The 22,141-nt window shown below is 63.6% G+C and carries 8 protein-coding genes and 1 pseudogene; 8 read left to right on the top strand and 1 reads right to left on the bottom strand.

Translation table 11 applies throughout. From position 1 onward, the window contains the following. Nucleotides 1-83: 83 nt before the first annotated feature. Together RCO31_RS30750 and RCO31_RS30745 are read left to right on the top strand one after the other, a co-directional pair. Entirely contained in the window at nucleotides 84-1,823 is a 1,740-nt protein-coding gene (locus RCO31_RS30750; protein WP_308972153.1) for a type I secretion system permease/ATPase, read from the top strand. Beyond that, nucleotides 1,820-3,163, top strand: coding sequence for an HlyD family type I secretion periplasmic adaptor subunit (locus RCO31_RS30745; RefSeq protein WP_308972152.1), 1,344 nt, complete (start codon nucleotides 1,820-1,822; stop codon nucleotides 3,161-3,163). The genes RCO31_RS30750 and RCO31_RS30745 overlap by 4 nt, the downstream gene beginning before the upstream one ends. A gap of 435 nt (nucleotides 3,164-3,598) precedes the next feature. Here the strand turns inward: RCO31_RS30745 and RCO31_RS30740 are convergent, their stop codons facing one another. Next, nucleotides 3,599-4,012, bottom strand: a complete 414-nt coding sequence (locus RCO31_RS30740; RefSeq protein WP_308972151.1) for a hypothetical protein — start codon at nucleotides 4,010-4,012, stop codon at nucleotides 3,599-3,601. Between RCO31_RS30740 and RCO31_RS30735 the strand changes: the two genes are divergently transcribed. The 6 genes and pseudogenes from RCO31_RS30735 to RCO31_RS30715 all read left to right on the top strand — a co-directional run bounded on the left by RCO31_RS30735 (nucleotide 4,011) and on the right by RCO31_RS30715 (nucleotide 22,089). Continuing rightward, complete coding sequence (locus RCO31_RS30735) at nucleotides 4,011-9,761, top strand: HAMP domain-containing protein (protein ID WP_308972150.1); 5,751 nt, start codon at nucleotides 4,011-4,013, stop codon at nucleotides 9,759-9,761. The two genes, RCO31_RS30740 and RCO31_RS30735, sit on opposite strands and share 2 nt — an antisense overlap. A 26-nt stretch (nucleotides 9,762-9,787) precedes the next feature. Further along, nucleotides 9,788-11,266: pseudogene (locus RCO31_RS30730) on the top strand (sensor histidine kinase); the annotation flags it as partial. Between the two features lie 30 nt (nucleotides 11,267-11,296). Beyond that, nucleotides 11,297-11,665, top strand: a complete 369-nt coding sequence (locus RCO31_RS34805; protein WP_374991556.1) for a response regulator — start codon at nucleotides 11,297-11,299, stop codon at nucleotides 11,663-11,665. Between the two features lie 252 nt (nucleotides 11,666-11,917). Next, on the top strand, nucleotides 11,918-13,612 hold the full coding sequence (locus RCO31_RS30725) for a type I secretion system permease/ATPase (protein WP_308972148.1): 1,695 nt from the start codon (nucleotides 11,918-11,920) through the stop codon (nucleotides 13,610-13,612). Nucleotides 13,613-13,624: 12 nt separating this feature from the next. Beyond that, a complete protein-coding gene (locus RCO31_RS30720; protein ID WP_308972147.1) occupies nucleotides 13,625-14,968 on the top strand; it encodes an HlyD family type I secretion periplasmic adaptor subunit in 1,344 nt (447 codons plus the stop codon). A 278-nt stretch (nucleotides 14,969-15,246) separates the two neighbouring features. Next, complete coding sequence (locus RCO31_RS30715) at nucleotides 15,247-22,089, top strand: choice-of-anchor I family protein (protein ID WP_308972146.1); 6,843 nt, start codon at nucleotides 15,247-15,249, stop codon at nucleotides 22,087-22,089. Nucleotides 22,090-22,141: the final 52 nt, after the last annotated feature.

The raw sequence follows: 22,141 nt of genomic DNA, 5'->3' as shown, positions 1-22,141 counted from the left end.
GAGTCCCCTGTTAGTTGGGGACAGCGAAACTCGCTGAGTCTGGTTTGGGGGCAAACTCACGACGTCACCTGAATAGGGGGAATATGGCCGTCCTGCCGCGTCCGCGCACATCGGTTGACCCCGTCCAGGTTGCCTTGCGAGCCAACGGTCGGGCGCTCGTCAGCGTCGCCATCTTCAGCGCGATCATCAACCTCCTGCTGCTCGTTAGCCCCATCTTCATGCTGCAGGTCTACGACCGGGTGCTGACCAGCCGCAGTCAGCAGACGCTGGTGGCGCTGCTTGGAGTAACGGCGCTACTGCTTGTGTTGATGGCGTTGCTCGATCAGTTCCGCGCGAGCATCCTGATCCGGATCGGCCTTGCACTCGATCGCTCACTGCGCGAGCACGTGTTCAACGGCGTGATCGGGCAGCATTTGCTGCGGCGAACGAGCGGCGACGGCCAGCAGCCTATCCGCGACCTCGACGTCGTGCGAACATTCCTTGGTGGGCCAGGGCCGATCGCGCTGTTCGATTTGCCATGGATGCCGCTTTACGTCGCGATCTGCTTTCTGTTGCATCCGTTGCTGGGCAGCCTCGCGCTCGCCGGCGCCGCCATTCTGATCGGCCTGACGGTCTGGGGGTATTATGTTTCGAAGGAGCCGATCCGCCAGGCCACCGATCATGCATCGCGCCGCAACGCCTGGATCGAAGGCGGGCGGCGAAACGCCGAAACCTTGCGGGCGCTGGGCATGCTCAGTGCCATCCGGTCGCGCTGGATGGAGGCGCATCTTTCAACATTGATGGCGCAGATGCGGGGCGCGGACGCAGCCGGACGGATCGCCGCATTCACCAAGGGCTTCCGGATCCTTCTGCAGTCGGTGCTGCTCGCCGCCGGCGCCTATCTCGTGATCGAACAGGTTGCCACGCCGGGCGTGATGCTGGCGGCGTCGGTGATTGCCGCACGTGCGCTGCAGCCGATCGAGCAGGTGGTCGGGCAATGGCGGCCGTTCCTGCAGTATCGCGACGCGCGGGCGCGTCTGGCCAATCTTGCGGTCGAGCCGGAGGCGATGCGCACGTCGCTGCCGCCTCCCAACCGGGAGGTCTCGCTCGTCAACGTGGCGATAGCGCCGCATGGCGCACGCGCGCCGACGCTCGCTGGCGTCAATTTCAGGCTGAAGGCGGGGCAGGCGGCAGCAGTGATCGGACCGAGCGGCGCCGGGAAGTCGACGCTGGCGCGCGGACTGGTCGGCGTCTGGCCGATCGTGCGCGGCGAGTTGCGGCTCGACGGAGCGACGCAGGACCAGTGGCACCCTGACGATCTCGGCAAGCTGGTCGGCTATCTTCCACAGTCGGTCGAGCTGTTCGACGGTACGGTGGCAGACAACATCGCGCGATTCTCGCCTGACCGGGAAGATGCCGCCGTCGTTGCCGCGGCACAGATGGCGGGCGCGACGCAGATGATTCTGAAGCTGCCCGAAGGTTTCGACACGACGATCAGCGACACCGCGGTGGCGCTGTCGGCGGGGCAGCGCCAGCGCGTCGGCCTCGCACGCGCGCTCTACAACGATCCGTTCCTGGTCGTGCTCGACGAGCCGAATTCGAACCTCGATGCGGAAGGTGAAGTCGCGCTCGGTAAGGCGATCCGTGCGGTGCGCCAGCGCGGCGGCATCGTCGTCGTCATGGCGCACCGCCCAAGCGCGCTCGCCGAAGTCGACCAAGTTCTGTTCGTGCGCGACGGAATGCAATCCATGTTCGGCGCGCGGGACGAGATCCTCAAGCGCGCCGTGGTCAATCCGGAAATTGCCGGTCGTTCCGGCGGCATTACGGCGGGAACGCGCGCATGACCGCGCGGATGACGCCGGAGATGGCGGCGGTGCAGGCGCAGGACGCAAAGATCGGCCACGAGCTCGGGCGGCGGCTGATTGCAGGCTACCTCGTCACCGCGATTTTTCTGATCGGCATTCTCGGCTATGCGGCGGCCGTCGAAATTCGCGGCGCGGTGATCGCGCCCGGCAACATGGTGGTCGAAGGCAATATCCGCCGCATCCAGCATCAGGACGGCGGCAGCGTGGCCGCCATTCTCGTGCACAACGGTCAGAAGGTCTCGGTCGGCGATCTTCTGGTGCGGATGAATGAAACGCAGGCGCGCGCGGAACGCGGCGTGGTCATGGTGCAGCTCTATGGCCAGCAGGTTCGCGCCGCGCGTCTCATCGCCGAACGTGACGACGCGCCAGTTATCGACTTTCCGCCGCCGCCGGTTGATGCCGGCATCGATACGGACTCTGCGGGCATCATCAGCATCGAAAAAGAGCTGTTTGCCGCGAGAAAGCGCGCCCGTGACGGTGAAATCTCGCAGCTTCGCGAGCGCATCGATCAGATCGGGCAGGAAATCGAAGGCCTGACGGCGCAGCAGAAGGCGGTCGAGGCCCAGGCCGCCGTGGTGCGCGATGAGCTGGTCGGACTGGAAGCATTGCTGAAGCAGGGCCTGACCCAGCTCTCACGCATCAATCCGCAGCGGCTCAATCTTGCGCAGCTCGACGGGCGTGCAGGCGAGCTCAAGGCGGAGGTCGCGCGGGCGCGGGGCCGCATCAGCGAGATCAACGTACAGATCGCGCAAGTCGGCAAGGAACGCCTGAACGAGGTGACGCGCGATCTGCGCGACGCGTCCGAAAAGATCGCCGATCTGCAGGAGCGGCGGCTGGCGGCCGAGGCCAAGCTGCAGCGGATCGAAATTCGAGCGCCGATCACCGGCACGATTCATCAGATGAGCGTCTTCACGATCGGCGGCGTCGTCGCGCCGGGCGAGACCGTGATGCAGATCGTCCCCGAAAACGAAAAGCTGCTGGTCGAAAGCCGGATCGAGCCCGCTTTCATCGACCAGGTCAGCGTTGGCCAGGATGCCTTGATCCGGTTTTCGTCGTTCGATCAGCGCAGCACGCCTGAGCTTGTCGGACGGGTGATCTTCGTTTCCGCCGATCTCGAGCAGGATCAGCGGCAGCAGGCGGCCCCGTATTTCCGCGCCCGCGTCGAACTGAAGTCCGGCGAAATGGAAAAGCTTCCCGACCAGCGCATCATATCCGGACTGCCGGCCGAGCTTCACCTGCAGACCCGTGAACGCACGATCCTGAGCTATCTCTTGAAGCCGCTCACCGATCAGATTTCGCGGACGTTCCGCGAGCGGTGAGGGACGAATGGCGAGCGTGAAGCCCTTCAGACTGCTCACTGCTCAGTCACTCTCGCCATCGCCAAACAAAATGAGCCGCCGAAGCGGATCGCTCCGGCGGCCCAGTCATCGGCGTTGTGGGACGTCAACGCATCGATGCATGCACCTTGCCACCGGTCGGCTTGGCCCGCTGTTCCCTGGGTAACAGGCCTTGAGTCTACTTTTGCACATCCGGTTTGGAACGAATGGCCGTCAGGAGCGTCATATCGATCAAGCACTTGAGTAGAGTTCAGAGGCCTGGGGGCACGGGTCGTTGGGATGATCGGCAGGGATTACTTCAAGCGTCAGGCAACGACGCTGCGCAAAATGGTCAGTGTCACGCAGGACGAGGTCGCTGCGGAACGACTGCGGCACTTGGCGGACAACTTCGACGCGAAGGCGAACAGCTTCGACACGTCAGACGATCAGACATCTGGGATCGCTGCAAAGCGAAAAGCGGACCGGCCCTGATCCCCGCAACGCCCGGATTTCCTTATTATTCTTGCGGCGGAACCAAAGCGCAACCAGTGCGTTCAAGCCATGTTTTGGCCCCTTTTCTGATCGCCCACAGCCGACTTTAGAGGAGTTGTTCCCTGACTCGCCTGGCGGCCCTTGCTTCCGAAGTTCGCTTGAGAACGTGCCGCACGATCGGGCGAATTTCGGGGGCGGGGCACTCTCAATGCCGATTTGAAGTTCCGCATCGGATGCAGCAATGTCGATCGGGAGCGTCCAGATCGGAAGGCGGCGCCAGTCAAAATTCGACAGCTGACCGAACGAGAGCGGACGCGAGGGACGTTCGCCGCGTTGCATCACCGTTTGAGGATCCGCCATGCCGAATTCCACCGCCTCGAAGGCTTCACCAAGCGCGAAGGCTTCAGCAAACGGTCGCGGTGTGCGGCGCGATGCCGGGGCGGAGACCTATCCGCTGCCGGCGCTTCTTCATGCCCTGCAGGCCATGAAGAATGGCGATTTTTCAGTTCGGATGAACAGCGCTGATGCAGGGCTTGAGGGAAAGATAGCCGACGTCTTCAACGACATCGCCGCAGCCAACCAGCAGATGGCGGACCAGCTTCGCCGTGTCGGCCAGTCGGTCGGCCGCGAGGGCAAGACCCGGCAGCGCGTCAAGTTCGGGCTCGCCGGCGGCTCGTGGGGTGACATGGAGGTCTCGGTCAACGGCCTGATCGACGACCTGCTCTGGCCGACCACCGAGGTGACCCGGGCCGTGACCGCGGTGGCGCGCGGCGACCTGCTGCAGACGGTGCCGCTCGACGTCGATGGTCGGCCGCTGAAGGGCGAGTTCCTGCGCTCGGCCAACATCGTCAACACGATGATCAAGCAACTGGGCGTGTTCACCTCGGAAGTGACGCGCGTGGCGCGTGAGGTCGGCACCGAGGGCAAGCTCGGCGGTCAGGCACAGGTCTCTGAGGTGACGGGCGTCTGGCGCGATCTCACCGAGAGCGTCAACTCGATGGCCAACAACCTGACCGGGCAGGTCAGAAACATCGCCGAGGTGACGATCGCGGTCGCCAACGGCGACCTGTCGAAAAAGATCACCGTCGACGTGCGCGGCGAAATCCTCCAGCTCAAGGAAGCCATCAATACGATGGTTGATCAGCTGCGTTCGTTCGCGTCGGAGGTGACGCGTGTGGCGCGCGAAGTCGGCACCGACGGCCGGCTCGGCGGCCAGGCGGTGGTGCCCGGCGTCGCCGGGACGTGGAAGGACCTGACCGACTCGGTCAACGCCATGTGCGGCAATCTGACCGCGCAGGTGCGCAACATTGCGCAGGTGACCACCGCTGTGGCGCGCGGCGACCTGTCGCGCAAGATCACCGTTGATGTGCGCGGCGAAATTGCCGAGCTCAAGGATACCATCAACACCATGGTGGACCAGCTGAACGCGTTCGCGTCGGAGGTGACGCGTGTGGCGCGCGAAGTCGGCACCGAAGGCAAGCTCGGCGGCCAGGCGCAGGTGTCGGGCGTTGCCGGCACGTGGAAGGATCTCACCGACAACGTCAACTTCATGGCGAGCAACCTGACCGCGCAGGTTCGCAATATCGCCGACGTCGCGACCGCCATCGCGGGAGGCGACCTGTCCAAGAAGATCACGGTGAACGTCTCTGGCGAAATCTTGCAGTTGAAGGAAACCATCAACACGATGGTCGACCAGCTCAACGCATTTGCCGGCGAAGTGACGCGCGTGGCGCGCGAGGTCGGCACCGAAGGCAAGCTCGGCGGCCAGGCGCAGGTGTCGGGCGTCGCCGGCACCTGGAAGGACCTCACCGACAACGTCAACTCGATGGCGTCGAACCTGACGGGTCAGGTCCGCAACATCGCCGAGGTGACGACGGCGGTGGCGCAGGGCGACCTGTCACGCAAGATTACCGTGGACGTGCGCGGCGAGATCCTGGAGCTGAAGAACACCATCAACACGATGGTCGATCAGCTGAACGGCTTTGCCGGCGAGGTGACGCGCGTGGCGCGCGAGGTTGGCACCGAAGGCAAGCTCGGCGGTCAGGCGCAGGTGTCGGGCGTCGCCGGCACCTGGAAGGATCTTACCGACAACGTCAACTCGATGGCGTCGAACCTGACCAATCAGGTGCGTAACATCGCCGAGGTGACGACGGCGGTGGCGCAGGGCGACCTGTCGCGCAAGATCACCGTCGACGTGCGCGGCGAAATCCTGGAGCTGAAAAACACCATCAACACGATGGTGGATCAGCTCAACGCATTCGCCGGCGAGGTGACACGTGTGGCGCGCGAGGTCGGCACCGAAGGCAAGCTCGGCGGTCAGGCTCAGGTGCCGGGCGTCGCCGGCACCTGGAAGGACCTCACCGACAACGTCAATTTCATGGCGTCGAACCTGACCGCGCAGGTCCGCAACATCGCCGAAGTCGTGACGGGGATCGCCGGCGGCGACCTGTCCAAGAAGATTACGGTCGACGTGCGCGGCGAACTGCTGCTTTTGAAGGAGACGCTGAACACGACGACGGAACAGCTTCGCTCGTTCGCAGCCGAAGTGACGCGCGTGGCGCGCGAAGTCGGTACCGACGGCCGGCTCGGCGGCCAGGCAGTGGTGCCGGGCGCCGCCGGCACCTGGAAGGACCTGACCGACAACGTCAACCTGCTGGCGGCGAACCTGACGACGCAGGTTCGCAACATCGCCGAGGTGACGACAGCGGTGGCGCGCGGCGACCTGTCGCGCAAGATCACGGTGGACGTGAAGGGCGAAATTCTGGAGCTGAAGAACACCATCAACACGATGGTCGATCAGCTGAACGGCTTCGCCTCGGAAGTCACGCGCGTCGCGCGCGAAGTCGGAACGGAAGGCAAGCTCGGCGGCCAGGCCCAGGTGCCAGGCGTCGCCGGCACATGGAAGGACCTGACCGACACCGTCAACTTCATGGCCGCCAACCTGACCGAACAGGTGCGCGGCATTGTCAAGGTCGTGACCGCCGTCGCCGACGGCGACCTGAAGCAGAGCCTGACTGTGAAGTCAAAGGGCGAGGTCGCAGCTCTTGCCGACACCATCAACAACATGACCGGCACGCTCGCGACCTTCGCCGCGCAGGTGACCACCGTGGCGCGCGAGGTCGGCGTGGAGGGCCGGCTCGGCGGCCAGGCCATGGTGCCGGGCGCCGCCGGCACCTGGAAGGACCTTACTGGCAACGTGAACCTGCTCGCGGCAAACCTGACCAACCAGGTGCGCGCCATTGCCGAGGTCGCGACCGCGGTGACCAAGGGCGACATGACGCGGTCGATTCAGGTCAACGCGCGGGGCGAGGTGGCCGAGCTGAAGGACAACATCAATACGATGATTGGCAACCTTCGGCTGACCACCGAACGCAACACCGAACAGGACTGGCTGAAGACCAACCTCGCGCGCGTCACCAGCATGCTGCAGGGCCAGCGCGATCTGACGACGGTCGGCCGCCTGTTGTTGAACGAGATGACCGAGCTGGTCGAGGCGCAGCTCGGTGTGATCTACCAGATGGAAGGCGACGACGCGCAGACGCTCAGGTTGATGTCCGCGCACGCCGACGACGGTGGACTCGGGCATCCCGAAAGGATCAGGCTCGGCCAGGGTCTCGTCGGCCAGTGTGCCCGCGACAGGCGTCGCGTGCTGATCGAAGAGTTGCCGGCTTACGCCGTGCCGATCGGCTCCGCGCTGTTCAAGGTGGTCCCGCAGAACGTGGTGGTGCTGCCGGTGGTGTTCGAAAACCGGCTCAAGGCAGTGATCGAGCTTGCGTCGGTCAAGGCCTTCACGCCGTTGCAGATCACCTTCCTCGAGCAGCTCACGTCCTCGATCGGCATCGTCCTGAACTCGATCGAAGTCACGATGCAGACCGAGGCGCTGCTCAAGCAGTCGCAAAACCTGGCGCAGGAGCTGCAGGCGCAGAAGCGCGAATTGCAGGACACCAACGATCAGCTCGAGCAGAAGGCGCAGCAGCTTGCCGAGCGCAATGTCGAGGTCGAGCGCAAGAACCAGGAAATCGAGCAGGCGCGCGGCGAGCTGGAAGAAAAGGCCAGCGAGCTTGCGCTGACCTCGAAGTACAAGTCTGAGTTCCTCGCCAACATGAGCCACGAGCTGCGGACGCCGCTGAACAGCATCCTGATCCTCGGTCAGCAGCTCACCGATAATCCTGAGGGCAACCTGACTGCCAAGCAGGTCGAATTCGCGCGCACGATCCACGGAGCGGGAACAGACCTGCTGAACCTGATCACCGACATTCTCGACCTGTCGAAGATCGAGTCGGGCACTGTCACCGTCGATGCCGAAGAGATCGTGGTCGGCGGCATGCTCGAATCGATTGCGCGGCCATTCCGCCATGAGGCCGATACGCGCGGCCTGTCGTTCGAGGTCAACATCGGGCCCGGCGTCGCCCGCACCATGACGACGGACTCCAAGCGTCTTCAGCAGGTGCTGAAAAACCTGTTGTCGAACGCTTTCAAGTTCACGGCCCAGGGTGGGATCAAGTTGTCGGTTTCGCAGGTGACCGGCGGCTGGAACGCTCGCCATCCCGTGCTGGACAACGAGGGCGCCGCGATCGCGTTCGAGGTTTCGGACTCGGGCATCGGCATTCCGCTCGACAAGCAACGGATTATCTTCGAGGCGTTCCAGCAGGCCGATGCCTCGACCAGCCGGAAGTACGGTGGCACTGGCCTTGGTCTCGCCATCAGCCGCGAGCTGGCGTCGCTCCTGGGGGGCGAAATCCACCTGCGCAGCACGCCCGGCCAGGGCAGCGCCTTCACGCTCTATCTGCCCGTGAAGTATGTGGGCGCATCCGATCTGCAGGTCGCGGACCAGCAGCGTGCGCCGAAGCGCTCGCGCCCCATCGTCGATGCCAACGATGTCATGAACAGGCCGGCCGAGCAGGTCGCAGACGATCGTAACGCGATCGAGGCGGGAGACCAGATTCTCCTGATCGTCGAGGATGACGTCCATTATGCAAAGATCCTCGCCGATCTCGCCCACAAGAAGGGCTTCAAGGTTCTCATCGCGACCAAGGGCATCGACGCGCTGCATCTTGCCAAACAGTTCCAGCCATCGGCGGTGTCGCTCGATGTGTTCCTGCCCGACATGCTCGGCTGGACTGTGCTGAGCCAGCTCAAGCAGAATCCGCTGACCCGGCACATACCGGTGCAGGTCGTCACCCTGGACGAGGATCGGCAGCATGCGCTCGCGCGCGGTGCTTTTTCCTTCATCAACAAGCCGGCGACGAGCGATGGGGTGGAGGATGCGATCGAGCGCATCCGGGACTACTCGGTGCAGAAGCGCCGACGCCTGCTGATCGTCGAGGACAATCCGGCTGAGCGGATGAGCATCGCCGCGTTGCTGGGACACGACGACATTGAGATCGAGGCGGTGGACACCGGCGCAGGTGCGCTTTCGGCGATGCGGAGCAACCCGGTCGATTGCCTCGTGCTCGACCTCAGGCTTCCCGATATGTCCGGCTTCGAGGTGCTCGAGGAGATGCGGTCGGATGTGGCGCTGGCCGACGTGCCGGTGGTGGTGTTCACGGGGAGGGAGCTCTCTGCGCAGGAGGATGCGACGCTGTCGAGGATGGCGCGGAGCATTGTCGTCAAGGGCGTCGAGTCGCCGGAGCGGCTCTTGGACGAGACGTCATTGTTTCTCCACCGCGTGGTTACGGATTTGCCACCCGAAAAACAAAAAATGTTGGAACGTCTGAATTCTTCCGACGAAGACCTTGTCGGCCGCACGGTGCTGCTGGTCGACGATGATGCGCGCAATATCTTCGCGCTCAGCAGCGTGCTCGAGCGGCGGGGCATGAAAGTGTTGACTGCGACGACGGGCCGCGAAGCAATCGAGCTTCTGGAAGCGACCGAGAACGTCGCCATCGTGCTGATGGATATCATGATGCCAGAGATGGACGGCTATCAGACGATCACGGCCATACGGCAGAACCAGGCGTTTCGGCGTCTGCCGATCGTCGCACTGACGGCCAAGGCGATGAAGGGCGACCGGGAAAAGTGTCTCGACGCCGGCGCGTCGGACTATCTCGCCAAGCCCGTCAACACCGAGCAGCTGCTGGCGGCGCTGCGCATGTGGCTGCATCGTTGAGGGGGCCCGATGGCGGAAGACAGGCCATGACGGAAGCCGACAAGGTCAACATCCTGCTGGTCGACGATCAGCCGGGCAAGCTTCTGAGCTATGAGGCGATCCTCGGCCCGCTCGGCGAGAACCTCGTCACGGCCCGCTCGGGCCGCGAGGCGCTGGAGTGCCTGCTGCGGATGGAAGTGGCCGTCATTCTGCTCGACGTCAACATGCCGGAGCTGGATGGCTTCGAGCTCGCGGCGATGATCCGCGAGCATCCGCGCTACCGCAAGATCGCGATGATCTTCATCTCGGCGATCCATCTGTCCGACATCGATCGCCTGCGCGGCTACGAGATGGGCGCCGTCGACTACGTGCCGGTGCCGGTCGTGCCGGAAGTATTGCGCGCCAAGGTGAGGATCTTCAGCGAACTCTATCGCAAGACGCGGCAGCTCGAGCAGCTGAATTCCGAGCTCGAGCAGCGCGTGCGCGAACGTACCGCGGCGCTCGAGGCCTCGACCCAGCGACTCCTGGAGAGCGAACGCCGGCGCAGCCTCGCGTTGGCCGCGGCGCAGATGGGATCGTGGCATTGGGACAGCGCCTCGGAGAAATACCATTGGGACGCCGGCATGCATCGCATCTTCGGCGTCGACCAGGCAACATTCACGCCGACGATGGTAAACACCCGGCCGCTGATCCAGCCCGACGACTGGCCGAAGCTCGATGAGGTGATGAGCCAGCTGATGCAAGGCGGCGAGGCTCACCACATCGAATTCAGAATCCGCAGGCCCGACGGCAAGATCAGGTGGTGTATCGGCAGTGCCGCCTCGACCAGGAACGAGGGGGCCGGCACCACTCAGATCAGTGGCGTCATTCTCGATATTTCCGATCGCAAAGCGGACGAGGATCGCCAGTCGCTGCTCGCGCGGGAGGTCGACCACCGGGCCAAGAATGCGCTGGCCCTGGTTCAGGCGCTGGTGCGGCTGACGCGGGCACAGACGATGGAGGAATTCGTCGCCGCGGTGGAGGGGCGGATTCTGGCGCTCTCGCGCGTGCATTCGATCCTGTCGCAGTCGCGCTGGGAAGGCGCGGATTTCGCCGGTCTCCTGCGCGATGAGCTGGCGCCGTTCAACCTCGACAATAATGCCAGGATCACCGTCGAAGGGCCGGATGTCCTTTTGGATTCCAGCACCGCGCAGACGCTGGCGTTGACGCTGCATGAGCTTGTGACGAACACGGCCAAATACGGCGCGTTGTCGACCGATGCGGGATCGCTCAACGTCAACTGGCATCTCGACGGGCAGGAACTCGTCATTCAGTGGACGGAGCTCGGAGGCCCTGCCGTCTCGCCGCCTCAGCGGCGTGGGTTTGGAACCTCAGCCATCGTTGCCGGCATCGAGCAGCAGCAGGGCGGTAAGGTCAACTTCGACTGGAAGCCGGAAGGACTCGATTGCCTGATTCGCATCCCCTTGAGGGACGCGTTCGCCAGCAGCGAGCCACCCAAGGCCAGGACTGCGGCGTTGCCGAGTGAGAGGCGCACCAATCAAGCCGTGCCGTCGGTGATGGTTGTCGAGGACGAAATGCTGGTCGCGCTCGACCTGCAGGAATCGCTCAAGTCGTTCGGCTACGAGGTCATTGGTCCTTACGGCCGTCTTTCCGAGGCGATCGAGGGTGTTGAAACGCAGGCGATCGATCTCGCCGTCCTCGACCTCAACCTCAATGGTGAGATGACTTACGATCTGGCGGAATCGCTGCAGAAGCGCGGAATTCCGATCGTGTTCACCACCGGCTACGAGTCGGACACCATCAGATCCCGTTTTCCTGACTGCCCGGTGCTGAACAAGCCGGTCGTCAAGGATGCGCTCGAAAGCGTCCTGCGCGAGCAATTTCGGCCGCAAGAGGCCCGGCAGAAGTCCGCCGCAGTGCGGTGAGCCGTTGGTTCCATTCCCCAGTACGAGATGATATGCCGAATCTCCCGCGAAGGCGCGCATCCAGTACGCCGCTGCGCTTCGATTCTATCGCACGTGCTTGAGGTTACTGGATCCCCGCTGTTGCGGGGATGGCGCCGAGATGGTGCCAGCAACGTTGCTTATTTGATCCCATCATTATCGGCCGCCTTCATCACAGTGTCATGCCGAGATCGTTGAACTTCGTCCCAAATTCGTTTGGGGGCGAAGTCCAGTATGATTTCTCGCAACGTCATCGGCCGTGGGATCGTCAACGGGCTGTCGGTCGTCGCCGTGTTGACGTTTATTCTGAATCTGCTGGCGCTGGTGCTGCCGCTCTACATGCTGCAGGTCTATGACCGCGTTCTCACGTCCGCCAGCCTCTCGACACTTGGCTATCTGACACTGATCGCTGTTGCGATCCTGATCGTGCTTGGAGCGATCGAAGCCATTCGCCAGGTCGTGGTACAGCGCGTCGGCACGCGACTGGAAATCGACGTTGGCGAGAAGCTCCTGGTCGCCTCGCTCAAGGCCGGCGGTCAGGCGCAGGATGCGACCGGCCAGATCCGTGACCTGGCACAGGTGCGCTCTTTCCTCGCCAGCCCGGTTTTCTCTGCCTTGCTCGACGCGCCGTTCGCGCCCTTGTTCCTTCTGATCGTCTTCATGATTCATCCGATGCTGGGCGCGCTGGTGCTGGGCGGCATCGTGATCCTGCTCATGCTGACGCTGATGAACCAGTGGGCGCTGAGCGGCCCACAGCGAAAGAGCGGCGATGCCGCGGCGACGGCCGGCAACCTGGTCGTCGCTTTCGCCCGCAGCGGCGAGGCACTGCGCGCGATGGGCATGGCCCGGGCAGCAATCGCGGCCTGGGGCGAGAAGACCGCCGACGCCTTGAATGCGCAGGACCGTGCAACGCGCGCCAACGCGGTGTTCTCCGGCATGTCGCGATCGATCCGGCTGATCGTGCAACTTGGAATTCTCGGCCTTGGCGCTTTCCTGACGCTGCGGCAGGAGATCACCGCGGGCATGATCTTTGCCACCTCCCTAGTGGCGGCGCGCGCTCTTGCGCCGGTGGATAATCTGATCGGCGGCTGGAAGGGGCTGTTGCAGTCGCTATCCAGCCTGCGCCGCATCGACCAAGTCTTGCGTGTCAAAGGCAACGACCCGCCACGCACGCGCCTTCCGGCCCCAACGGGCCATCTGGCCTTCGAGAAGATCATCTATGTTCCTGAAGGCGCAGCCGAACCGACCGTCAAGGGAATTGTGCTCACGATCGAAGCGGGCGAGGCGGTCTGTATCGTCGGGCCATCGGGCGCCGGCAAATCAACCTTCGCCAGGCTCGCGGCCGGTGCATTGCAGCCGTCGCACGGCAGGATCCGTCTCGACGGTTCTGACGTCGAAAACTGGGAGCCGGACGAGCGCGGACGGCATGTCGGTTATCTGCCGCAGGATGTCGAACTGCTGCCCTATTCGATCGCCCGCAACATCGCCCGTCTCGACGACACTGCGACGGCGGAGGAGATCATGGCCGCGGCTGACCTCGCAGGGGTCATGGACCTTGTGAAGAAGCTGCCCGATGGCTTCGACACGCGGGTCGGCCCGGGCGGACTGCCGCTGTCCGGCGGCCAACGACAACGGATCGCGCTGGCGCGCGCGGTCTTCCGGCGTCCCCGGGTGGTGGTGCTGGATGAACCCAATGCGCATCTCGATACCGAAGGCGAGGCTGCGCTCAATCGCACGATCGCCCAACTGAAGCGGGGCGGGACGACTGTCATCGTGGTTTCTCAACGTGCCGGCGTTCTGCAGTCGGTAGACCGGGTCCTGTTCATGCGTGACGGGCAGATAGCCGCATCGCAGAGCCGCGAGGAAGCGCTCGCGCGTGTGTCGCCTGCGGTGCGGAGCGCAGATGTCGCCCGCGCGGCACAAGCCTGACGAGACAAAGCCATGTACGCCGGTTCTCAAGCAATAGCGCAGGCGAATCCTCAGCTCTGGTCGAGCCGTGTCAGGACCTCGCTGCTTGTTCCTGTGCTGCTGACGTTATTGGTTGCCGGCGTTGGCCTCGGCGGCTTCCTTGCATGGGCCGCGACGGCGCCGATCGCGGGGTCCGTGATGGCGCAAGGAAACATCGCCGCCAGTGGCGAGAACCAGACGATCCAGCATCTGGAGGGCGGTATCGTCCAGACCATCCACGTTCGCGAGGGCGACAGCGTCGAAGCGGGGCAGCCGCTCATCTCGCTCGACCCCACACTGGTGCAAGCCAATCTCAACCGGGCGCGAAATCTGCTGTCGACGTTGCGGGTCGACGCCGCGGTACAGCAGGCGGAGATGTTCGATCAGGACAACATTGTCCTCACCGCCGACATTCAGCGCGCCGAGCTGAGCCCTCCGGTCGAGGAGTTTCTGAACGCCAAGACTGCGGAGTATACGCTGCGCAAACAGCGTTTCCGCAATGAGATCAGTATTCTCGCGCAGCGTCTTGCAGGATTGGAGGAGGAAACCACCGGCCTGAAAGCGCAGCGTGAAGCGATCCTGAAGCAGATCCCGCTTGTCCAGGAAGAGCTGAAGGACGTCAACTATCTGTTCGGAATGGGGCTCGCCCGCAAGGATCGGCTGCTTGCGCTGCAGCGTGCGGAAGCCGACCTCGAGGGCCGAGCCGAAGCGCTGGCGGCTTCGATTGGCAAGGCAAAGCAGTCGAATGCCGAACTGATGCAGCAGATGGAGAAACTGTGGCACGACCGCCGCACCGAGGCGGGTGCGCGGATATCGGAGATTCGCAACCGTATCGCCGACACGCTCGAACAGATCGTCGGCTACGAGAACGTGCTCTCGCGCATCGTCGTCACAGCGCCCGCGGCCGGTACGATCGTCCGCCTCAATGTCAACACGCTCGGCGCGGTGATCACGCCCGGACAGGTGATTGCTGAGGTGCTGCCGCAAGGGGTCGACCTGGTGATCGAGGCGAAGCTCCAGCTCACCGACATTGATGCGATCGAAGTCGGTCGCCCTGCCACGGTTCGCCTGTCGGCACTCAATCAGCGCACGACGCCGGTCCTCGATTCGAAAGTGCTGTACATGTCGCCGGACAGGCTGACAGATCGGGCGACGCAACAGCAATATTACCGCGTCAAGCTGCTGCTTGATCCGCAGCAGTTGCCACCCGCCCACCGCAAGCTGTTGACGCCCGGCATGCCGGCCGAGGCCTTCATCAAGACCTCAGAGCGATCGATGTTGCGCTACCTGCTGCGTCCGATCGAGGACAGCCTTGCCAAGGCTATGCGCGAAGAATGACCGCGCGACAGGCGTCGATTTATTCCGGCGAATGAACTTTTTTCGGGAAAGATCGCCGTGAAGGTGCGTCCATGCCGCCAGAGTGTACACTGTCACTTGGATGTCAGAGACCGACCCTAAAAGTTAACGCGGGTTAAGTTAGAGTCCCACCGCGGCCTTCGTTCCGAAGGTCATCAACCGTCCAACAATATGGCATTGCGCGGCTGCCCGCGCAGGCCGCGATCATTCGCGGCGTGCTTTTCCGCGCGCCGATTTCTGACAGCATCGGAGATTTTGAAATGGCGCCCGGACCTGGCTCTATCGCTTCAAGTATCGTTGTCCTCGACGAGGCGTCATCACTCCAGGGCCAGGCCGGAACTCCGACAGCGACCAATGCGATCGAGCTGGTGCGGCTCGGCTCGTTCGCTGCCACTGATGGCAATGCCGAAGTGGTTTCGTTCGATCCTTCTTCGGATCAACTCTATATCCTGAACGCAACCGGCGACAAGATTGAGATCGTCCACATCGGCGCAACCGGTGCGCTTACCAAGACCGGCGAGATTGACCTTTCGGCCTTGCCGGAATTCGGTGGCGCCAACTCGGTCGCGATCAAGAACGGTGTGGTCGCCGTCGCGTACGGCAATGCGACACCAGGTGAGACCGGGCATGTCGCCTTGTTCAACGCCGCGGGCGCGTTGCAGTCCACCGTCGAAGTCGGTGTGCTGCCGGATATGCTGACATTCACACCCGACGGCAGCCGTATCCTGGTGGCCAACGAGGCCGAGCCTGCCTCGGAGAGCAACAATCCCGCTGGCACGGTGAGCATCATCAGCCTGGCCGGCGGCGCGGCCGCTGCGACCGTGGCCAACACCATTTCCTTCGCCGCGCTGAACGGCAGTGAGGCTGCGCTCGATCAGGCAGGCCTGGCGCTGTTCCCGGGTCAATCGGCTGCAAATGACATTGAGCCCGAATACATCGCCGTCTCGCCGAACGGCACGCGCGCCTACGTTACCCTGCAAGAAGTCAACGCCGTTGCGGTGATCGACCTGACAGATCCTTCGGCCAGCCAGCCGCTGTCGATCCTGCCACTTGGCATGATCGACCGCTCGCTCGTCGGCAACGAGTTCGATGGTTCGGACGAGGACGGTGCGGATAGCGCCGGCAGCATCCAGGTTGAGAACCATCCAGTGTTCTCCCTGCTGCAGCCTGATGCGATCGCGAGCTTCACCGCGGCCGGTGCCACCTATTTCGTGACTGCCAACGAGGGCGACGCTCGTGTCGTGTTCGACACGGAAGAAGTGCGGTTGAATGACGAGTCCTATGATCTCGACGACGCGACGTTCCCGAACGAGGCCGATCTGAAGGACGACGACGATATCGGTCGATTGAACGTCATCAACCACCAGGGCGACACCGACGGTGACGGCGATATCGACCAGATCGTCACCTATGGCGGCCGCGGCATTTCGATCTTCCGGCAGAACGACGACGGCACCATCACCAAGGTGCGAGAGACTGGCGGCGAGTTCGAGAAGATCCTCGGCAACCTGCCGGACGCTTCGACCAATTTTAATGGTGAGAACACCGAAGACTCGTTCGACAGCCGCTCGGACAACAAGGGCCCCGAGCCGGAAGGTATCGCCGTTCAGGCGATCAATGGCCGCCTCTACGCGTTCGTGACGCTGGAGCGCGCCGGCGGCGTGATGGTATATGACGTCACCGATCCGGCTAACGCCTCGTTTGTCAGTTACGAGCCGCCGGCGCCGTTCTCCGCCGACACGCCGGTGCCCGCGGACAATGCGCCGGAAACGGTGATCAGCATCAGCGCTGCCGACAGCCCGATGAGCGTGCCGCTGGTCGTCACCGCCAACGAAGTCGGCAATTCCACCACTGTCTATGCGGCGGTCACCTCGATCCCGACGATCCAGGGTAGCGGCCACACGTCGGCCCTTGAAGGCCAGACGGTCACGACGCTCGGCGTCGTGACGGCGATCGACACCAATGGCAGCCGCGGTTTCTACATCCAGGATCCCAACGGCGACGGCAATGCGTCGACCTCGGACGCGATCTTCGTTTTCACCAATGCCGGTCCGCCTCCGGGACTTGTGGTCGGCCAGCTTGTCAGCGTCACGGGTATCGTCGATGAGTTCACGGTAAACGGCGCGGCGCCGGGCTCTTTCTCCACCACGGAGATCGATGCCAGGGCCTCTGCGGGCGGCACGATCAATGTGCTGGGTGCGGGACCGGCGGTTGCGGCAACGCTGATCGGCGGCGATGACGGCCTGCTTCCGCCATCCGATAGCTTCGAGGATGCGTCGGCTTTCTATGAGAGCCTCGAGGGCATGCGGGTGACAGTGCGCGAGGCGGTGGTCGTTGGGCCGAGCAACGACTTCGGCGAGATCTACACGGTGATCGACAACGACACGGACCGTGCCAACGGCGTCAATGGTTCGGAACTTAATGGCCGTGGGGCATTGCAGATCGAGGGCGGCGCGCCGGATTTCGGCAACATCGACGTTGCCGGCGGTGATTTCAATCCGGAGCGGCTGCAGATCGACGACGATAACGGCGTTCTGGCTGGCTTCATCACGCCTGACGCGAGTGTCGGGGCGCAGCTCGCCGACGTCACGGGCATCGTCAACTACGACTTCGGCAACTACCAGGTGGTCGCGACGGAGGCCTTCGCGGTGGAGCAGCCGGGGATGCTCACGAAGGAGACGACCGCGCTGGAAGGCACCGCTGACCGGCTGACGGTCGCAAGCTACAACGCCGAGAACCTCGATCCGAACGACGGGGCAGCCCGCTTCGACGTTATCGCCGAGGAGATCATCAACAACCTGCGCGCGCCGGACGTCGTTACGCTGCAGGAGGTGCAGGACAACGACGGCCCCGGCAATGAAGCCGGCTCGACCGTGACCGCGGCCGACGTCACTCTGCAGATGTTGGTCGATGCACTGAACGAAGCGGCTCCTGAAGGTGTGGAATACGCATTCCTCGATAACCCGTTCATCGGCGACGACACGAACGGTGGCGAGGGCGGCGGCAACATCCGCACAGCCTTCGTCTACCGCACCGATCGTGTCGATTTCGTCGAGGGCTCGCTGCGCACTATCGCCGCCAACGGCGATGCGATCACAGACCCGGCCGGCAACAGCGACCAGCAGACCAATCCGGACAACCCGTTCTTCGATTCGCGCGTGCCGCTCGCGGCGACGTTCGAATTCAACGGCGAGGAAGTCACGGTCATCAACAATCACTTCACATCAAAGGGGGGCAGCGGCGCGCTCTACGGCTCTGATCCGTCGCCGTTCGCCGCAGGCGAAGTGCAGCGCGCCGCACAAGCACAGGCCGTCAACAGCTTCGTCGACGGTTTGCTCGCTGCTGACGCCGATGCGCGTGTCGTCGTCGCCGGCGACCTCAACGACTTCGAGTTCGAACAGCCGCTGTCAGTTATTCGCGGGGAGGCCTCGGTCACCAACTATGACGTGCCCGGCGAAGACCCGTTCGATGCGACCGCGACCTACACACCCGGCGGAACGTCGGTGCTGCATGACCTTTCGGCAACGCTGCCGGAAGACGAGCAGTATGACTACGTCTTCGAAGGCAACGCGCAGACGCTCGATCATCTGCTGGTGAGCGACAGCCTGCAGGACGGCGCGGAATTCGACGTGGTGCGCATCAACGCCGAGTTCGCCGATCAGACAAGCGACCATGATCCCCTGATAACAAGCCTGGAGATACCAGCCGTGGACGAAACATTCACTCTGCAGCTCTTGCATCTCTCCGATGCCGAGGCCGGTCTGCTCGCCTCGGACACCGCTCCCAACCTTGCGGCGCTGGTCGACGCCTACGACGACGACTTCGCCAATACGCTGATTTTGTCGGGTGGTGACAACTTCCTTCCAGGGCCGTTCCTTGCAGCCGGCACCGATTTGTCGGTGATCCCGACTCTCAACGAGGTGACGGGCTCCACCATCGCCGCCAACGCGAACGTCCCGATCGGTGCGGTCGATATTGCGATCCTGAACTCGCTCGGTGTCGAAGCCTCGACCATCGGCAATCACGAATTCGATCTCGGCTCGCGTGTATTGCGCGACGCGTTCATGCCGGACAGCGTACCGGGATGGGTCGGTGCGGACTTTGTCTACCTGTCGTCGAACCTGGATTTCTCCGGTGATGCCGATCTCAACCCGCGCTTCACCGACACGCTGGACGGCGGTACGGGCACGCTCGTGCCGGAAGCAAACACGCTGGTCGGTCGGATCGCGCCGTCGGCGGTGATCACCGAAGGCGGTGAGAAAATCGGCCTCGTCGGTGCAACCACGCAACTGCTTGAGTCGATCTCTTCGCCTAGCGGCACCGAGGTGGAAGGGTTCCCGACGGGGTCCGGCGCCAATGGCGAAGTTGACGACATGGCGCTGCTGGCGCAGCAGTTGCAGCCGGCGATCGACGAGCTGATCGCTGAAGGCGTCAACAAGATCATCGTGCAGTCGCATCTGCAGAACATCGCCAACGAACAGCAGCTCGCGACGCTGCTGCGTGGCGTCGATATCATCCTGTCGGCCGGCTCAAATACGCGACTTGCCGATGCGAACGATGAACTGGTGGATTTCCCCGGTCACGAGGCGGTCGCGGAGGGACCCTATCCGATCGTCACCCAGGGCGCGGACGGCAACAACACGCTGATCGTCAACACGGATGGCGAGTTCACCTACCTCGGCCGGCTGGTGGTCGACTTCGACGCCAACGGCAACATCATTATGGACAGCCTGACTGCGAACCAGTCGATCAACGGCGCGCACGCCGCGACTGCCGAGAATGTCGCTGAAGCCTGGGAGACCACGGTCGACAACCTCGACGATACGGCGTTTGCGGACGGAACCAAGGGCGACAAGGTCGAAAAACTCACCCAGGCAGTCGAGGACGTGATCAACATCAAGGACGGCAACGTCTTTGGTTTCACGAACGTATACCTCGAGGGCGAGCGGGCGATCATCCGCAACCAGGAGACCAATTTGGGCAATATCACCGCGGATGCGAATGCATTCGCGGCGGACCAGGCGCTTGACGACGCGCCGTTCCTCGTCTCGCTCAAGAATGGCGGCGGGATCCGCGCGCAGATCGGCACGCTGTCCGAGCCTGATCCGGTCACCGGCGAGATCGACAAGCTGCCGCCGGCCGAGAATCCCGATGCCAACAAGCCGGCGGGCGCGATCTCGCAGCTCGACATCGAGAACGCGCTCCGGTTCAACAACCGCCTGATGGTGTTCGACACCACGCCGCAGGAGTTGCTCAACATCCTCAACTGGGGGGCGGGGCTTTCGGCGAACAATGGTGGTTTCCCGCAGATCGGCGGCATCCGCTTCTCGTTCGATCCGGACCTTCCGGGAAACAATGGTACCACGCCCGGCTCGCGGATCCGCGACGTGGCGCTGGTCGATGAGAATGACCAGGTTATTGCGCTGATCGTGGACGACGGTGTCGTGGTCTCCGGGGCCCCTTCATTGATCAGCGTCGTGACGCTGAATTTCACCGCCAACGGCGGCGATGGCTATCCTGTGAAGGCGAATGGGGAGAATTTCCGCTATCTGCTCGACGACGGGACCCTGTCGGCGCCGGTCTCGGAGGATCTCGATTTCACCGCACCTGAGAACGTTCCGACCAACGCGCTCGGCGAGCAGCAGGCGTTTGCGGAGTATCTGCAGGAGTTCCACAGCACGCCGGAGACGGCCTACGAACAAGCCGACACGCCAACGTCCGGTGACACGCGCGTCCAGAATCTTAACTTCCGCGAAGATACGGTGGACGACTCCGCGCCGCTCGCCGGTACCGACGAGGACGACGACCTCGAGGGGACGTTGGCTGGCGATACGATCGACGCGAAAGACGGCGACGATCGCGTCCGCAGCCTCGCCGGCAACGACGTCGTGCTCGGCGGCGCCGGTGATGACGTGCTGGAAGGCGGAGATGGTGACGACCGGCTCGAAGGCGGCGACGGCGACGATTTCGTCTTCGGCGACGCCGGTGCCGACACGATCATCGGTGGCAAGGGCGACGACCGCCTGCGTGGCAACGACGGCAACGACGTGTTCCTGGTGACGGACCACGCGAGCGACGGTGCTGACAAGTTCGATGGCGGCGCCGGCATCGACGCGATCGACTTCAGCGCGTCGAGCCGTCCGATCACACTCACGCTCGCCGATGGTACGGCCACCTTCGGTTCGGACAGCATCGTCAATGTCGAGAACATCCTCGGCGGCTCCGCCGCGGATCGGCTGATCGGCAACATCGTCGCAAACGAGTTGCACGGCGGCGCTGGCGGCGATCGGCTTGAGGGCAGGGGCGGCAACGATCGCCTGTTCGGCGAGGCCGGCAATGACACGCTGATTGGCGGTGACGGCGACGACCTCCTCGATGGGGGCGACGGCAGCGATACGCTCGACGGCGGCATCGATGACGACGAGCTTTCGGGCGCTGCCGGCGATGACCAGCTCCGCGGCGGCGACGGTGACGATCGGCTTGCCGGCGGCGAGGGAGACGACAAGCTCGACGGCGGTATCGGCGACGACCAGCTACTGGGCAGTGTCGGCAACGACACGCTGTTCGGTAAGGACGGCGACGACCTGCTCGACGGCGGTGACGACAACGATATGCTCGACGGCGGCAAGGGCGACGATCAGATTCTCGGCGGGGCAGGTGACGATACGCTGCGAGGTGACGCCGGCAACGACGTGCTGTTCGGCGGTGCCGGCAATGACGTGCTCCTGGGTCACGGCGACGACGATCTGCTGGTCGGCGGCGCCGGTGACGACACGCTCACGGGCGGTGCAGGCATCGATCAGTTCGGATTCAACAGTGCGGGAGACGGCATCGACACGATCACCGACTTCCGCGTCGCTGGCAGCGCTCAGGACCAGATCGTTCTGTCCGCGACCATGTTCGAGAACTTCGCCGGCGACGACGCGTTCGATCTGATCGGCTCCGGCTTCCTGCGCACGCAGGTGGTCGCAGATCAAACCCAGATCCAGATCGACATCGACGGGGGCGGCGATGGCTTCCAGGCGCTGGCGATGGTCAATGGCAACATCAGTAATGGCGTGCTGGCGGACCACCTGATCGTCGTGCAGGACCCGATCGCGTAACGAACAGCGTCATTGCGAGCGCAGCGAAGCAATCCAGTCTGAATCTGCGGCA

It is taken from the genome of Bradyrhizobium sp. LHD-71 (assembly GCF_031157255.1).
Classification (GTDB): domain Bacteria; phylum Pseudomonadota; class Alphaproteobacteria; order Rhizobiales; family Xanthobacteraceae; genus P52-10.
Note: the sequence above shows the minus strand (reverse complement) of the source record. Positions and strands in the feature narration are given on the sequence as shown.

What these genes read in the sequence shown, in the direction of transcription:
- RCO31_RS30735 (WP_308972150.1), top strand. Translation starts at nt 4,011, where the DNA reads ATGCCGAATTCCACCGCCTCGAAGGCTTCACCAAGCGCGAAGGCTTCA.
- RCO31_RS30745 (WP_308972152.1), top strand. Translation starts at nt 1,820, where the DNA reads ATGACCGCGCGGATGACGCCGGAGATGGCGGCGGTGCAGGCGCAGGAC.
- RCO31_RS30715 (WP_308972146.1), top strand. Translation starts at nt 15,247, where the DNA reads ATGGCGCCCGGACCTGGCTCTATCGCTTCAAGTATCGTTGTCCTCGAC.
- RCO31_RS30725 (WP_308972148.1), top strand. Translation starts at nt 11,918, where the DNA reads ATGATTTCTCGCAACGTCATCGGCCGTGGGATCGTCAACGGGCTGTCG.
- RCO31_RS30750 (WP_308972153.1), top strand. Translation starts at nt 84, where the DNA reads ATGGCCGTCCTGCCGCGTCCGCGCACATCGGTTGACCCCGTCCAGGTT.
- RCO31_RS34805 (WP_374991556.1), top strand. Translation starts at nt 11,297, where the DNA reads ATGGTTGTCGAGGACGAAATGCTGGTCGCGCTCGACCTGCAGGAATCG.
- RCO31_RS30740 (WP_308972151.1), bottom strand. Translation starts at nt 4,012, where the DNA reads ATGGCGGATCCTCAAACGGTGATGCAACGCGGCGAACGTCCCTCGCGT.
- RCO31_RS30720 (WP_308972147.1), top strand. Translation starts at nt 13,625, where the DNA reads ATGTACGCCGGTTCTCAAGCAATAGCGCAGGCGAATCCTCAGCTCTGG.